The sequence below is a fragment of the Halomonas sp. DP3Y7-2 genome (assembly GCF_019800795.1).
GTDB lineage: Bacteria > Pseudomonadota > Gammaproteobacteria > Pseudomonadales > Halomonadaceae > Halomonas > Halomonas litopenaei_A.
In genome coordinates, this window is sequence record NZ_JAHVKJ010000007.1 from 432929 (window position 1) to 448122 (window position 15194).

Here is a 15194-nt window from a genome sequence, read left to right on the forward strand (position 1 = left end):
TAAACCCTCATGTTTTAGACAAGGTGACAGCCGGGCTGTCATCACTCAGTCGTCCTCATGAGAGAGACCTGACACTGTTGTGCCGCCAAAAACGCCCGATCGGGCTATCTCGTGCAGGCGAAAGTTGGCTATATTGAACGCCGGCCCAAGGCAGCCGGCGAGACTACCGGGAAGACCTCGGATGAAACATCTTCCTTGTTGCTAATTTACAGTCGATATCACTTTTTTTGGAGAGCGCGATGAGCATTCAGCGTCATGACACCAAGACCCGCATGAGCCGTGGTGTCATTCATCAGGGAGTGGCCTACCTGTGTGGCCAGGTAGCCGGCCCCGAAGCGCGTGAGGGCGATATCACCGCCCAGACCACCAGCATGCTTGAGCGCGTGGACGAGCTGCTGGCCGAAGTCGGCAGTGATCGCGAGCACCTGCTGACCGCGACCATCTACCTGAAAGAAGGCGAGGATTTCGCGGCCATGAATGCGGTCTGGGACGCCTGGGTACCGGAAGGTCACGCTCCGGCTCGCACCTGCGTCTGTGCGCCGATGCCGGCGGGCGAGTTGAAGGTCGAGATTACCGTGACCGCTGCCATCAAGGGGTGAGCCATCCTGCGGTGAACGGCTGAGCTCGACACTGGTTCAGCCCGTTGTGCAGCAGATCGTGAGCCACGACGCCGACCCTTGGGTCGGCGTCGTCGTTTCCAGCATGAGGTCAGCGTAGGCAGGGATCGTCGATGGGCGGCTCGCAGGGACGCAGACGCCTCGCCAGGGCGTCGACCAGGATATTGAGCAGTGCCGTCACCACCAGCAGGGCGAAGGCCACGTCGAACATCAGCATCTGGAAGGCATCGTCGATGATGTCACCCAGGGTGGCCACCCCGAGCATGCCCAGCAGCGCGCTCTCCCGCAGAATCACTTCGGCCCGGTAGTAGACCAGGGCCAGCATGCCTGGGTAGACCCGGGGCAGTAGCTCGTAGGCCAGCCGTCCTGATGCCGGCAGCCCTGCCATGCCGGGCTCGATGGCATGGGCGTGGCGGCTGACCAGAAAGGCAATCAATGCGCCATTGTGCAGTGCCAGTGCCAGCCAGGCGGGCAGCAACGACGGACCCAGCAGCAGCAAAAAGATGAAGGCCAGCATCAGCTCTGGGGTAGAGCGCAGCAGGATCAGAATGCCCCGTCCTGCGCCCCGTGTCAGCGGGTTGCCGAAGTGACGTGAAGCCAGCGGCCACAGCGCCAGTGCGATCAGCAGAGCGCCCACCGTGCCGAGCAAGCCCAGCAGCAGGGTATTGGCGACCGCTGTCACCAGGGCAGGCAAGCTCATCAGCCAGTCGACAAGGCCGCTGATATCTCCCGTCAGCAGGGCACGAGGCCAGATATCCTGGCTGACGAAGCGCCACAGCAGCCCTCCATCGATCTCCGGCCATGGTCCCAGCAGGGTGACACTGGCGATACCCAGCGGCAGCAGCAGGCGGCGATGGGCCCACCAGGGCAAGGTGGCGATCAAGGCGTAGAACAGCCACAGCAGGGCCCCTGCCTCGTGATACCGGCCTTCGCGAAAGGCGCTCTCGAGCTGATAGCCAAGCGTCGGCAAGCCGACGAAGCCCAGTAGGACACTGGCACGCAGCGCGCACTCGAAGCGGTAGCGGGTATAGGCGGCCAACTGGGCGAATGCCAGCGGCAGTTCGGTATAGGCCAGCCTGGCCAGCCGGCTTGTGCCCTCCGGCAGGGCCTCTTGGGCGGCCCGCGGGGTCTGCTCCAGAATCTCCGCGTAGACCTTGGCGAAGATGCCAGCATAGGGGATCGCCAGTGCCGCCAGGGCAGTCAGCGCCGACAGGCCAAACACCTGCAGGAACAGCAGGGCCCAGAACAACTCGTGCACCGCGCGCACACCCGCCGAGGCAGCGCGTACCCAGCGCGAGCGCGAGTAGACCAATGCCAGTGGCAAGCCGAGCACGACACCGCTCAAGGTTCCCCAGAACGCCACCGCGACGGTCAGGCCGATGGCCTGGAGTGGCGTTTCGATGGCACCGAGATCCGGCAGCGCCAGGCCCAGCGCCATGCGTCCCAGCTCCGCCCAGGGGTTACGGCTGAGAATCTCGAGGTCCGCCAGCGGAATGGCGATCAGGGCCAGCGCGATCAGCCACAGGCTATGCCGGGTCAGCCGAGCGCCGATGCCGTCGCCGGCGAGCAGACCGGGACGGGAGTCACCGCCGGCCATCATGGGGTCACGGACTCATGGGCAGCGGTGGTCGCACCAGGTGTGGTCGTCGCACTAGGGTACAGGGCGTCCAGGTCTGCAAGGCTCAGGGTCTGACTGGGGGCGTCCAGCACGAGTTGTCCGTCAGCCAAGCCCCAGACTCGGTCAAAGTGGCTCAGGGCCAGTTCCCGCTGGTGCAGCGCCATGACCGTCGTGGTGTGCTGGGCGTCAATCCGGTCGAGCAGGGACATGGCTTGATGGGGGTCGACGCTGGCGACGGGCTCGTCACCAATGAACACCGGCCGCTGCTGGTAGAGGGCCCGGGCGATGGCCACGCGCTGGCGCTGGCCGCCGGAAAGGCGGCCCACCGGTCTTCGGGCGAGTCCGTCGAGGCCTAGCGCTTGGCACAGCGCGGTGATGTCCTTCCAGCAGCTGGCCAGTGGCCGCACCAGGTTCCACAGGTTCGCCAGCGCCGAGTGGTGCTCCAGTCGTCCCATATAGACGTTGTGGTAGACCGAGAGCTGGGGCACCAGACCATGGTGTTGTGGACACCAGGCAGCGTGCGCTCCCAGACGCTGACGCAAGGTGGCCAGCAGGGTGGACTTGCCGGCGCCGCTCTCCCCGAGCAGCGCCACTCGTTGGCCTGGCTCCAATCGCAGCCGGACATCCCTTAACACGATCTGCTGTCCGTGACCGAGATCCTCGCCGTCAAGGCTCAGGCCAGTGAAGTCCACTGCCTCGGACATCGCGGCAGTGTCTTTGGGGCCTTGTGACATCAGCGCAGCAGGCCGAGGTTCTCGGCGACGCTCTCGATGGGGGCGTACATGTCGTTGTCGGCAGGAATAAAGCCTGAGCGCGGGAAACTCTCGAGCAGCTCGGGATCATCCATGCTCAGCAGTGCCTGGCGCACTCTGTCGGTGAAGCCTGCGCCAAAGGTCTCATCGGCGTCGCCACGCAGGGTCCACTGGTAGTCCGGGTAGCTGGGTGTGGACCAGATCACGTCGACCTTGTCCGTATCCACGTCGCCGTTGGCCAGCGCCGCGTCCCAGACCTTGAAATTGACCGCACCGATGTCGTAGGTGCCAGCTTCTACCAGCGCAATCGTGCGCGAATGGTCACCGGAGAAGCCCACCCGGGTAAACAGCTCTTCCGGGGCGGCATCAAAGCGCTCGCGCAGGTAGTGCTCGGGCATCAGGCGGCCTGACGTGGACGTCTTGGCGCCGAAGGTGAAGGTCTTGCCTTCGATGCTGTCCGGGAGCGTATCAGCGGGTTCCAGGCCGGTGCTGGCGTGGGCCAGAAAATAGGTTTCGAAGGCCGCGTCTTCGACGCCCTGGGCCAGGGCCTGGGAGCCAGGTACCAGGCGTCGTGCCTGTACCCCGGAAAGTCCGCCGAACCAGGCCAGCTGCACCTGATCGTTGCGGAAGGCTGTGACGGCGGCGCCGTAGGACTTGACGGGCACATACTCCACGTCCACCTCAAGGGTGTCGGAGAGATAGTCGGCTACCTTGGAAAAACGCTCAACCAGGCGCGACTCGTCTTCGTCGGGAATGGCGGTAAAGCGGAAGGTGTCCGCGGCGGCGACGGAGGGCAGGCCAATCAGGCCGGCGGTGGCGATAGCCAGCAACGACGTCAGCGAAGCAAGTGAGCGCATGGGGCAGCCTTTGAGCAATGAGGTGCATGGTCAGCCATCGCGAGGGCATTCCCGCGGGGCAGGGCGCCTATTGTTGTGCCAATACCCCTTTGAGGCAAGCCGCATGCCGCGACAGCGGCTCGACTCAGTCGTCCACGCTGTAGCGAGTGCCGCGCAGACTGTCCTTGATCTTCTTGAGGTGGTGAAGGAAGTCCTCGCCGCGTCGCAGTGTGACCCCGGTGGCGAGGACGTCGATCAGGGCGAGCTGCACCATCCGCGACGTCATGGGCATGTAATGATCGGTGTCTTCCGGGGCGCTGACCGTCAGGGTTTCGGTGCACTGGCGAGCCAGGGGGGAATCCGGGGCGGTGATGCCCAGCACCACGGCACCATGTTCCCGCGCGATGGCGGCGATATCGACCAGTTCTCGCGTTCGTCCCGTGTAGGAGAGTACCACCACGACGTCCCCGGTGTGGCAGGCCGAGGCCACCATACGCTGCATCAGCACATCGACGTAGGCGCTGACCGGGAGGTTGAAGCGGAAGAACTTGTGCTGAGCATCCTGGGCGACGGCTCCGGAGGCGCCAAGGCCGAAGAAATGGATTTGCTTGGCCTGGATCAGATAGTCGACCATGCGGTCGATACGTTCGGGCGAGACCTCGCGGCTGGCGAGATCGAGTGCGGCGATGGTGGCACCGAAAATCTTGCCGGTGTAGGCCTCGGCGCTGTCATCGGGTTCCACTGCCTGGCTGACATAGGGGGTGCCCCCTGCCAGACTCTGGGCCAGCTGAATCTTGAAGTCCGGGTAGCCCTTGGCGTCGAAGTTGCGACAGAAGCGATTGACGGTAGGCTCGCTGACCGATGCGGCTTGAGCCAAACTGGCGATACTCATGCCGGTCGCGGCGGCAGGGTCGGCCAGAATGACATCGGCGACCTTGCGTTCGGAGCGATTCAGCTCGTCCAGGCGGGCGCGGATGCGTTCGATAAGATCGTGGCGAACCATGGTCGGCAGTGGCTCCGTAGCGGCGTGGGTGAATGGGACGGTGGGGTGAAGGGGTAGCCAGGGCGACTCCCTCAGGGGATGTGGTGATTTAACTACACAATGCCAGCTATCCTAGCTGTCTCGCCGACGACATCCAATCCACATTCGATGTCCCCGCAATGTACACCGAATGTATAAGCGCAGCGAGCTCAAATTTTGTGTAAGTTTACAAAATATTGTGTGTACTCGCCGCGGAATTTCGACTATTTTTTTGTAAACTTAGATATTCCTGCGGCGAGTCACTCAGCCATTAGATGCCTTGGCACCGCCCGTCAGGAGTCTACCAGCACACGAGGACGGTTATGACACGACACTCCCGCTCCAGTGACGCCGGGCGCACCGACATTGATCTGGCGCTGTTTGGCGCCTTGGGCGACCTGTCTCGCCGCAAGCTGTTTCCCGCGCTCTACCAGCTCGATCGTGAAGGTCTGCTGCATCCGGATACCCGGCTGCTGGGACTGGCACGCCAGGATATCGATCTCGACGCCTTCCGGGAGCGCATTCATGCGTCGCTCAAGGAGTACGTCAAGGCCAGCGAGCTGGATGACAAGGTGGTGTCGCGCTTCCTGGACCGCCTGTCCTTCTTGACCGTCGACTTCACCACGGTGGAGGGCTACACGGCGATTGCCGACTGGCGCAAGCAGCAGGCCCAGCAGCGCCCGCTGGTGGTCTATCTTGCCGTGGGTGCCAGCCTGTACGGAGATATCTGTCGACATCTCGAGGCCAGTGGCAGCCTGGATGACGAGAGCCGCGTGGTGGTGGAAAAGCCCATCGGCTACGACCTGGAGTCCTCCTGTGAGGTCAATGATGCGGTGGGAGCGGTATTCCCGGAGTCGCGCATCTATCGAATCGATCACTACCTCGGCAAGGAGACCGTGCAGAACCTGATTGCACTGCGCTTTGCCAACCCGTTGTTCGGTACCCAGTGGAACCAGAACCATATTTCTCACGTCGAGATTACCGTGGCCGAGAAGGTCGGGATCGAAGGGCGCTGGGGCTATTTCGACCAGGCCGGACAGCTCCGCGACATGGTCCAGAACCACCTGCTGCAGCTGGTCTGCCTGATCGCCATGGACCCGCCAGCCAACCTGGACGCGGATGCCATTCGTGACGAGAAGGTCAAGGTACTCAAGGCATTGAAGCCGTTTACCGATGACATGATTGGTCGCGACGTGGTGCGGGGCCAGTACACGGCGGGCACCAGCAACGGCCAGGGTGTGCCGGGGTATCTCGAGGAAGAGGGCGCCAATACCCAAAGCTACACCGAGACCTTCGTGGCCATGAAGACCGAAGTGGCCAACTGGCGCTGGGCGGGCGTGCCCTTCTATCTGCGCACCGGGAAGCGCATGCCGGAGAAGCTGTCGCAGATCGTGATCCACTTCCGTCAGCAACCGCACTACATCTTTGACCCGGATCAGCGCGCGATCGCCGCCAACAAGCTGATCATCCGGCTGCAGCCTGAGGAAGGCATTCGCCTGGAGGTGCTGACCAAGGACAGCGGCCTCGACAAGGGCATGCGCTTGCGCCGGGGGCCCCTGCATCTGGATTTCAACAGCGCCTTCCCCAAGGCCCGTATTCCGGATGCTTACGAGCGGCTGTTGCTCGAGGTGATGAAGGGGCAGCAGTACCTGTTCGTGCGGCGTGACGAAGTCGAGCATGCCTGGCGCTGGTGCGACGAGCTGATCGCCACCTGGGAAGACCGCAATGAACCGCCGCGTCGCTATCCTGCGGGCTCCTGGGGGCCGGTGGCCTCGATCGCCATGATCACCCAGGATGGTCGCAGCTGGTACGAGGACTACTGATATGAGTGCACAAGGTTCCGAGTTGTCGCCGCGCGAGCAACTGGCCCATCAGCTGGCCGAAAGTGTGGCGGCGGCGTTGCGTGAAGACCTGGCGGTGCAGCAGCGGGCTCTGCTGGTGGTCTCCGGGGGCTCGACTCCGGTGCCCTTCTTTCATGCGCTGTCGCGACAGTCGCTGGAGTGGCAACGAGTGGACGTGACGCTGGCTGATGAACGTTGGGTCGCGGCTGATGCAGATGACGCCAATGCCCGTCTGGTGCGTGAACATCTGCTGGTCAATCACGCTCAAAGCGCCAACTTCGTGTCGCTGACGACAGACCATGCCACCCCGGAGCAGGGCGCTGAAGAGGTGGCCGAGCGGCTGGCCGGTCTGTCCTGGCCGGCGTCGGTGGTCATCCTCGGCATGGGCGGTGATGGGCACACCGCGTCGCTGTTCCCCGATAGCCGCGAGCTGGACCTGGCCCTGAGCACCGATGCACTGACCGTGGCGGTGCGCACCCCCAGTCAGCCTCAGGCTCGCATCACCCTCAGTGCCGAGCGACTGCACCATGCACGTCGCCACGTGCTGCATCTTACCGGCGACGACAAGCGTTCGGTGCTGGCCTCCGCCATGGCCGGAGACGACGTGCGGGAACTGCCCATCCGCGCCTTCCTGAGCTGCCCGCTGGCCGTCTACTGGGCACCCTGAATTCTGGAGTCACTCATGACCATTGAAAAACAGCTTCCCTCCACTCGTACCACTGAACTGGACAGCATCTGCCTCAAGGCAGAGGTCATTCCCGTCATCGTCATCGACCGCATCGAGGATGCTGTGCCGATGGGGCGTGCGTTGGTGGAAGGCGGTCTCAGCGTGCTGGAAGTCACCCTGCGCACGGATTGCGCCATCGAGGCCATCGCGCGCCTCAAGAAGGCACTGCCTCAGGCCAGCATCGCCGCCGGAACGGTGTTGACCCCGGCCCAGTATCGTCAGGTCGAGCAGGCCGGTGCGGATTTTGTGGTCACCCCCGGCGCCACGGATGCACTGTATCGCTATGGCGTGGAAAGCCCGGTGCCCATGCTGCCCGGTGTCGCCACCATCTCCGAGCTGATGACCGGCTGGCAGTATGGCTACCGTCGTTTCAAGTTCTTTCCGGCGGAGGCCAGCGGAGGCGTCAAGGCGCTCAAGGCCTTCGGTGGCCCGATCGGCGAAGCGCGCTTCTGTCCTACCGGCGGCATCAATCTGGGCAATGCCTCCGAGTATCTGGCACTGCCGAATGTGATGTGCGTTGGCGGTTCCTGGCTGACGCCGAAGTCGCTGGTCGATGCCGGTGACTGGGATGCCATTCGCGCCCTGGCCAAGGAAGCCGCTGACCGCTTCCACCACTGAGCTCTCTGCACTGGATGATGATCCATGTGCTCTCTCTCGACAGCTGGTGCTGTCCTTGATCCGGCCTCTGGCCGGATTTTTTTTGCTTCGTCGTGAGCTCGTCCACACAATGTCGCTATAGCCACGGATATGGCTTCGGATATCGTCCCGGCATGGCAAGATGCAGGGCATTCTCAACGCGGCGGAGGCGGCGACATGAAGGTGCTGTTACTGGGAGCGACGGGACTGGTGGGGCAGGAGGTGCTGAGCAGGCTGCTGGATCATCCGCAGGTCAGTGCCGTGGTAGCGCCGGTGCGTAGACCGCTGCAGCGCGAGCACTCCTGCCTGACGAGTCCTGTCGTGGACTTTGCCCAGCTCGAACAAGGCGGTGAACGGTGGCACGTCGACGCCGTCATCTGCGCCCTGGGTACCACCCTCAAGGCGGCAGGATCTCGCGACGCCTTTCGCTGGGTCGATCTGGAACTACCGCTGTGGTTCGCCCGCCAGGCGCGAGCTGGAGGGGCCCAGCGTTTCTCTCTGAATTCGGCGTTGGGCGCCAGCCCCCACTCACGCTTCTTCTATTCCCGGGTCAAGGGTGAGCTGGAAGACGCGCTAGGGGGACTCGACTTCAATAGCCTGACGATAGTGCGGCCTGGCTTGATCGATGGCCAGCGCCTCGAGGTACGTCGCGGCGAGCGCCTGGGCCTGGCCGCGTCGCGTCTGCTGCGGCCGCTGCTGCCCAGGCAGTGGCGCCCGAGTCCGGTATCAAGGATTGCCCAGGCGCTGGTCGACGGTGCCGTCCTGGCCCCGGCTGGGCGTCACCTTGTCGAGGCCAGGGATCTGGCCTGAGCAAACACTGCATCTGCATCCATGCGCTGACGTGACACTACGCTGCGCGCATGGAACATCAGGCGACGGCCCCGGAGTCGGGCAGTCACCGTAGCGGATCGCTTCAGTCGATCACATCTTCTCGCCGGGGCAGCGCCGAGTACGCACCGGGGCGCGTCACGGCATGGGCGCCGCAGCGACATGCCAGGGTCAGGGCGCGCTCAAGAAAGGCGCCGTCCTGGGCCCAGTCGGGCTGCTGCCAGTCGTGGTCGGCAAGGGCCGCCAGCAGGCCGCCGATAAAGGCATCGCCGCCAGCGGTGGTGTCAACCGCCGTCACCGCTGGCGGTGTCATGTGAGTCACGCCGCGAATCGTATGGGCTGCCACCGAGCCGGGACCATCAGTGATCACGATCAGGCGTGCTCCGGCCGCCAGTCGTTCGGCCAACCAGTCTTCCCGGGGGTGATCGCCACGCAGGGCGTCGAGTTCGTCGGTCGACAGCTTGATCAGGTCCGCCTGGTCCAGCAGGCGGGTGACCAGGCCTATGTCGATCTGATGATTTGGCCACAGATTATGGCGCAGGTTGGCGTCCACACTGACCAGGCAGCCTGCTCGCGCGGCCATCTCGGTGATGGCCAGCGAGGTCTCGGCGATGTCCTCATCCGTCAGGCTGTTGCTGCAGAGGTGCACGATGGCAGGCTCTGCAAAGACGCCCTGGGGCAGGTGTTCCGTGCGGTAGAGCAGGTCAGCGGCAGGCGGCCGATAGAAGTCGAAGGTGCGCTCACCCTGGTCATCACGTGAGACGAAGGCCAGGGCGGTGCGGGCCTCTTTCGTGCGCGCAACGCCGCTGACATCGACACCGTGGTGCTGAAGCTCGGCAGCGATGAAGTCACCGAAGTGGTCGTCTCCCAGCATGCCCAGAAAACGACTGGTGAGACCCAGGCGGGCGCAGGCCACCGAGACGTTGGCCGGTGCGCCACCGGCGTAGGGCGTGAAGGTCTCTGGACCTTGCGTGCTGCTGCCCAGCCGGCTGGACAGCATATCCACGAGCGCTTCTCCGAAGGCGATCACAGGGGTCATGGGAGGCTCCTCGGCGATCAGTCGTTGGCCAATGATAGGGTGGTGCCGAGCATGTGCTGGCCTCCAGGTACCAGCCACACCGGGTCAAGGCGGGTGTTGGCGGATTCCACACACAGGAAGCGACGTGCGGCGTCGAGGGGAGTGTCCGGGTTGGGAGACTCGCCCGGGTTCCACACCACCACGGAGTCGCTGTTCTGACGAGCGATGCGCAGGCGCCGGTGGCCGTCATCCAGCACCACCTCGGCGTTGGAGTGGTAGATCCGGTCAATGCCCTCGCGCACGCCTAGCTCGCCGATCTGCTCGCTCTCGGCAAAGCCCTTGAGCTTGTCCAGGTAGCGGGCGCCAGCCAGTCCTTCGACGCGGCAGGCAAAGACCTGATCCACGGCCAGATAGCTATGCAGCGCGGCAGTCATCTTGACCGGGGTTTCCCCCAGGTGCTCGGTGATCAGCTCGACATGCAGGCGCTGGGCGTTGGCCTGGACCACGGCGCGGGGATGAAGCTGGCTGTGCAGTCGCTGAGGCAGCGACAGATGCACCTCGACGCCGTCCTCGTGCTCATCCACCGCATCCAGCTGCCAGTCAGCCTTGCGCGCCGGACCGTGCATCGGCCCAGAACGATCGGCAGACTCGTCCGCCGTGTTCTCGTCGGCAAACCATGGCCAGCACAGCGGAATCCCGCCGCGAATGGCACCCGGCACCTGCTGGGGTGTCGGCGTTACCCACAGCCAACCCCCGGGCACTAGCGCGTCATCCGCGCCGCTATCGACACCGCCGTCAGCGGCTGACGCGGGGCCGGACGCGGAAGAAGAAGCGCCTGCGGCTCGCGCGGGGTCGGGCGCGGGTAGATAGTGCAGTACCTGGGCCCCCTGGAGCGAGATCGCCAGCTGCCCCCAGGACTCGTTGGCCACCCAGACCTCACGACCGGCCCAGTGGATACGGCCCTGGCCTTGCACGTCATTGATCAAACTCTGCAGCGTTGCCGGAATCATTCGACCTCCTCGTTGTGGAGCGCCTCGGCGGCGCCCAGCAAGCCCGTCCAGGGGGCCTTGACCACCTGTATGGAGATGGCTTCGTTGTAGGGGCGCATACGGCCCTTGCTGCTGAAAGCGCTGAGAAAACCACTGTGGGGTAGCCAGTCCACCAGTCTCGGCACGATACCTCCGCACAGATAGACGCCCCCTCTGGCTCCCAGGGTCAGGGCGGCATCGCCTGACACATCACCGAGGATCTTGAGAAAGCGCAGGATGGTATCACGCCCCAGAGGGTCACCGCTGTTGGCCGCGCTGGTCACCTCCGCCGGAGATGACGCCAGTGCCGGCTGGCCGTCCATGTCGGCCAGCACGCGGTACAGGTCCAGCAGACCCTGGCCGCACAGGATGCGCTCCACGCTGACCCGCCCGTAGCGGCGGTGAAAGTGGCGATAGATGTCCAGCTCCAGCTCATCCGTGGGGGCAAAGCTTGCGTGTCCGCCCTCATTGGGCAAGGGCACCCAGGCACGCCGCGCCGGGAACACACCCGCCATGCCAAGGCCAGTGCCCGGGCCGATCACCAGGCGCGCGGCATGCTCGACCTCGTCACCCGTCTGAATGCTGACCAGCTCATGGGCAGCGACATGGGGGACGCCCAGGGCCTGTGCCATGAAGTCGTTGATGACCTTGAAGTTATCGAGCCCCAGCTCGCGTCGTACATCACTCTTGAGAAAATCCCAGTGATTGTTCGACATGCTGACCCGTTCGGCGTGTACCGGACAGGCGAAGGCCAGACAGGCTTCCTTCGGCGCATCCTGGCCGCTGGCACCTGCCTGGCTCAGGTAGTCCTGAACGGCCTCGACCACTCCCGGATAGTCGGCGCAGGGAAGCGTCATGATGTGGTGGGGGGCAGGGTGGTCCGGCGACACCAGCGCAAAGCGCGCGTTGGTGCCGCCGATATCCCCGATCAGCGCTTGACGTGTCATGGCGTGGTCAGGCGTCCTCGTCGTGAATCTGTTGCTGCTGGCGCACCAGGTCGTCGGCCTCGAAACCGCCAAATACGCCAGCACCTTCCTCTGCGCCCATGGCCAGATGACGGAAACCGCCGAACAGTTCACGTCCCAGGCCCACATGATAGTGGTCCAGTTCGGCCACGCGCTTCGGACGATCCTGCCACTCGGCATTATCGAGCTGCACGGACAGTTCGCCCTTGTCAGCGTCAAGGCGGACGATATCGCCATCGCGCAGTTTCGCCAGGGGGCCACCGTCCAGTGCTTCCGGTGTCATGTGAATCGCTGCCGGCACTTTACCTGATGCACCCGACATACGGCCATCGGTGACCAGTGCCACTTTGTAGCCGCGGTCCTGGAGCACGCCGAGGTAGGGGGTCAGCTTGTGCAGCTCGGGCATGCCGTTGGCCTTTGGCCCCTGGAAGCGCACCACCACGATCACGTCCCGGTCCAGCTCCCCCGCATCGAAGGCCGCCTTCAGGTCATTCTGCTCCTCGAAGACCTTGACCGGGGCTTCCACGATGCGGTGCTGGGGCTCCACTGCCGAGACCTTGATGACGCCGCGGCCCAGGTTGCCCTGCAGCACATTCAGGCCTCCGGTGGGGGCAAAGGCATTGGCCACCGGACGCAGCACATCCGTGTCGAGGCTTTCCAATGGGCCTTCACGCCACACCAGCTTGCCGTCTTCCAGGAAGGGTTCCTGGGTGTAGGCGGTGAGGTCGTCGCCGAACACGGTGGGAATGTCGCCGTGGATCAGGCCCGCGCCAAGCAGCTCGCGAATCAACAGACTCATGCCGCCTGCGGCCTGGAAGTGGTTGATGTCGGCCTGGCCGTTGGGGTAGACCCGCGTCAGGCTGGGTACCGCCGAGGACAGCTCCGAGAAGTCGTCCCAGGTGATCGTGATGCCAGCGGCAGCCGCCATGGCGACCAGGTGCATGGTGTGGTTGGTGGAGCCACCGGAAGCCAGTAGCCCGACCATCGCATTGACGATGGCGCGTTCATCGATCTGCCGATAGAAGGGGCGGTAGTTGCCGCCGGGCTCGGTGTTACGGATGGTCTGTTCGGTGGCAAACCGCGTCAGCGCCTCGCGCATCTGGGTGCCGGGGTTGACGAAGGAAGCCCCGGGCAGGTGCAGCCCCATGAATTCCATCATCAGCTGGTTGGAGTTGGCGGTGCCATAGAACGTGCAGGTGCCCGGACTGTGATAGCTCTCGGACTCGGCCTCCAGCAGTTCGTCGCGACCCACCTTGCCCTCGGCGTACAGCTGGCGGACCCGCGCCTTTTCCTTGTTGGGCAGGCCACTTGGCATGGGGCCGGCGGGAACGAAGGTGGTGGGCAGATGGCCGAAGCGCGCAGCGCCGATAAACAGGCCCGGCACGATCTTGTCACACACCCCGAGGTAGAGTGCGGCATCGAACATGTTGTGGGACAGGCCGACGGCGGCCGCCATGGCAATCACGTCACGGGAGAACAGTGATAACTCCATGCCTGGCTGGCCTTGCGTGACCCCGTCGCACATGGCGGGCACGCCGCCGGCGAATTGTGCGGTGGACCCCATCTGGCGAGCGCTCTCCCGAATGGTCTCGGGAAAGGTTTCGAACGGCTGGTGGGCGGACAGCATGTCGTTGTAGGACGAAATGATTCCCAGGTTGGCGCTGTTCATCAGTTTCAGCTGATTCTTGTCCTCGCTACCGCAGGCCGCGAAGCCATGAGCAAGGTTGCCGCAGGACAGTTCCGCACGATGAACTCCGCGACGATGCTGGGCCTCCATGCGCTCCACGTAGAGCGCACGTCTCTCACGAGAGCGTTCGCGGATGCGTTCGGTAACGCGGGCAACAGTGGGATCGAGCGAAGAAGCTTGCTGGCTAGCCATGGTCAACCTCAGACGTGTTGATGCGGGTCAGGTACGTAACTTTACCAAACATTTGACCGCATTCCTCCCTTTTAACCGAATGCTTTGGTCGAATATGTAGTTATTTTACGGGAGTGAAGGGTGGGTTTCTCACCTTTACCGGTGAGCAGCGGCGTCCTGCCGTAAAGTCTGGCACTCTGTGGCGCAATCGCAAAGCGCTAGGAGGCAGTTGTGATGCCAATACCCCCTCTGGCCAACAGCAACGATCAGGAACCGGCGCTGGAGCTGCGCCGACTGACGGCCATGGCGGAGATACCGGCCCACCGCTGGAACGCCGTCGTCGGGCCGGACTATCCCTTTGCGCGCCATGAGTTTCTGCATGCGCTGGAGGCGACTGCGGCGGTGGGAGAGGGAACGGGGTGGCTGCCCGCGCACCTGACCCTGTGGCGAGGAGATCGTCTCGTCGGGGCGTTGCCCTGGTATTACAAGGAGCATTCCTGGGGCGAGTATGTGTTCGACTGGGCCTGGGCCGATGCCTGGGAGCGAGCAGGAGGTCGCTACTATCCGAAAGCGATCAGCGCCATACCTTTCACCCCAGCTCCTGGGCCGAGGCTAGCCCTGGCCGAAGGCGAAGACCCTGGTGCCGCCATAAGGCTGTTGGCCAGCCAGTGGGAGGCCGACGATAGCCTATCAAGCTGGCATCTGCTGTTCGCCGAAGACGATGAAATCGCTCATTGGCAACAGGCCTGCCCTGAGCTCATCCCGAGGAAGGGACAGCAGTTTCAATGGCGCGACCGGGGATTTGGCGACTTCGATGGCTATCTTGCTGCCATGACCTCAAGGCGCCGCAAGGAAGTGCGGCGAGAACGGCGTCGGGTCGCCGATCAGGGCATACGCATGCGCCGGCTTCAGGGTCGCGACATCGATGAGACCGCGATGCACCATTTCTATCGCTGCTACCGCATCACCTATCTGGAGCGAGGCAGCGCCGGTTATCTCAGTGAACCCTTCTTCCAGCAGCTACGGCGCAATATGCCGGACAGCTTGGTGTTGATTCAGGCGCTGGTTGACGAACGCCCGGTCGCCGCAGCGCTGTGCCTGCAAGGTGGCAACACCTTGTATGGCCGCTACTGGGGCAGTGAGGTCATGGCAGACTGCCTGCACTTTGAGACCTGCTACTACCAGGGGATCGAACATTGCCTGGAGCAAGGTCTGACGTGTTTCGATCCCGGTACCCAGGGCGAGCACAAGGTGGCTCGCGGCTTCGCCCCCAGGCGTTTGACCTCCCTGCATCACATCGCCGACCCGCGCCTTGCTGACGCGGTGCAGCGCTTTTGTCGAGAAGAGGCCCTGCATGTGGACGGCTACGTCAAGGCTGCCGAGCGTGGATTACCGTTTCGAGGCAGCGAGTGATACGGTGCTATGATTCAACCGATAAGAATGTAAGAC

Annotated in this window: 14 protein-coding genes; 6 read left to right on the forward strand and 8 right to left on the reverse strand. The window is 63.8% G+C overall.

The window, feature by feature from the left end; genetic code table 11:
• The first annotated feature begins 239 nt into the window (after positions 1 to 239).
• Positions 240 to 599 (forward strand): RidA family protein, encoded by a 360-nt coding sequence (locus KUV45_RS08895; protein WP_222162764.1) that lies wholly within the window; start codon positions 240 to 242, stop codon positions 597 to 599.
• Positions 600 to 708: 109 nt separating this feature from the next.
• On the opposite strand, the gene KUV45_RS08900 is transcribed toward KUV45_RS08895, so the two are convergent.
• The 4 genes from KUV45_RS08900 to KUV45_RS08915 form a co-directional block, all read right to left on the reverse strand.
• Positions 709 to 2217 carry an ABC transporter permease gene (locus KUV45_RS08900; protein WP_224851988.1) on the reverse strand — a complete coding sequence of 503 codons (1509 nt, stop codon included), beginning with the start codon at positions 2215 to 2217 and terminating at the stop codon, positions 709 to 711.
• Entirely contained in the window at positions 2214 to 2939 is a 726-nt protein-coding gene (locus KUV45_RS08905) for an ATP-binding cassette domain-containing protein (RefSeq protein ID WP_222162765.1), read from the reverse strand. Before KUV45_RS08905 ends, KUV45_RS08900 begins: the two co-directional genes overlap by 4 nt.
• A gap of 29 nt (positions 2940 to 2968) precedes the next feature.
• Positions 2969 to 3844: a putative selenate ABC transporter substrate-binding protein gene (locus KUV45_RS08910; protein ID WP_206941253.1), complete on the reverse strand. Its 876-nt coding sequence runs from the start codon at positions 3842 to 3844 to the stop codon at positions 2969 to 2971.
• 124 nt (positions 3845 to 3968) lie between these two features.
• Positions 3969 to 4826, reverse strand: coding sequence for a MurR/RpiR family transcriptional regulator (locus tag KUV45_RS08915; RefSeq protein WP_222162766.1), 858 nt, complete (start codon positions 4824 to 4826; stop codon positions 3969 to 3971).
• Between the two features lie 341 nt (positions 4827 to 5167).
• Here KUV45_RS08915 and zwf point away from each other — a divergent pair, with 341 nt between their 5' ends.
• The 4 genes from zwf (at position 5168) to KUV45_RS08935 (ending at position 8858) form a co-directional block, all read left to right on the forward strand.
• Positions 5168 to 6667 carry a glucose-6-phosphate dehydrogenase gene (gene zwf, locus KUV45_RS08920; RefSeq protein WP_222162767.1) on the forward strand — a complete coding sequence of 500 codons (1500 nt, stop codon included), beginning with the start codon at positions 5168 to 5170 and terminating at the stop codon, positions 6665 to 6667.
• Position 6668: 1 nt separating this feature from the next.
• The gene (gene pgl, locus KUV45_RS08925) at positions 6669 to 7352 is read left to right on the forward strand and encodes a 6-phosphogluconolactonase (RefSeq protein WP_222162768.1); all 684 of its coding nucleotides are present in this window, start codon (positions 6669 to 6671) and stop codon (positions 7350 to 7352) included.
• 15 nt (positions 7353 to 7367) lie between these two features.
• The gene (locus KUV45_RS08930) at positions 7368 to 8030 is read left to right on the forward strand and encodes a bifunctional 4-hydroxy-2-oxoglutarate aldolase/2-dehydro-3-deoxy-phosphogluconate aldolase (RefSeq protein WP_206941245.1); all 663 of its coding nucleotides are present in this window, start codon (positions 7368 to 7370) and stop codon (positions 8028 to 8030) included.
• 195 nt (positions 8031 to 8225) lie between these two features.
• Positions 8226 to 8858, forward strand: a complete 633-nt coding sequence (locus KUV45_RS08935; protein ID WP_206941243.1) for an oxidoreductase — start codon at positions 8226 to 8228, stop codon at positions 8856 to 8858.
• Positions 8859 to 8961: 103 nt separating this feature from the next.
• On the opposite strand, the gene KUV45_RS08940 is transcribed toward KUV45_RS08935, so the two are convergent.
• From KUV45_RS08940 to edd, 4 genes are read right to left on the reverse strand one after another with little or no spacing between them, the layout of a single operon-like run.
• A complete protein-coding gene (locus tag KUV45_RS08940) occupies positions 8962 to 9915 on the reverse strand; it encodes a carbohydrate kinase (RefSeq protein WP_222162769.1) in 954 nt (317 codons plus the stop codon).
• 17 nt (positions 9916 to 9932) lie between these two features.
• Entirely contained in the window at positions 9933 to 10904 is a 972-nt protein-coding gene (locus KUV45_RS08945) for a D-hexose-6-phosphate mutarotase (protein ID WP_222162770.1), read from the reverse strand.
• Positions 10901 to 11869: a glucokinase gene (gene glk, locus KUV45_RS08950; RefSeq protein WP_222162771.1), complete on the reverse strand. Its 969-nt coding sequence runs from the start codon at positions 11867 to 11869 to the stop codon at positions 10901 to 10903. Before glk ends, KUV45_RS08945 begins: the two co-directional genes overlap by 4 nt.
• Before the next feature lie 7 nt (positions 11870 to 11876).
• Positions 11877 to 13766, reverse strand: coding sequence for a phosphogluconate dehydratase (gene edd / locus KUV45_RS08955; RefSeq protein WP_206941235.1), 1890 nt, complete (start codon positions 13764 to 13766; stop codon positions 11877 to 11879).
• Between the two features lie 213 nt (positions 13767 to 13979).
• Here edd and KUV45_RS08960 point away from each other — a divergent pair, with 213 nt between their 5' ends.
• Positions 13980 to 15158, forward strand: coding sequence for a GNAT family N-acetyltransferase (locus tag KUV45_RS08960; protein ID WP_206941233.1), 1179 nt, complete (start codon positions 13980 to 13982; stop codon positions 15156 to 15158).
• Positions 15159 to 15194: the final 36 nt, after the last annotated feature.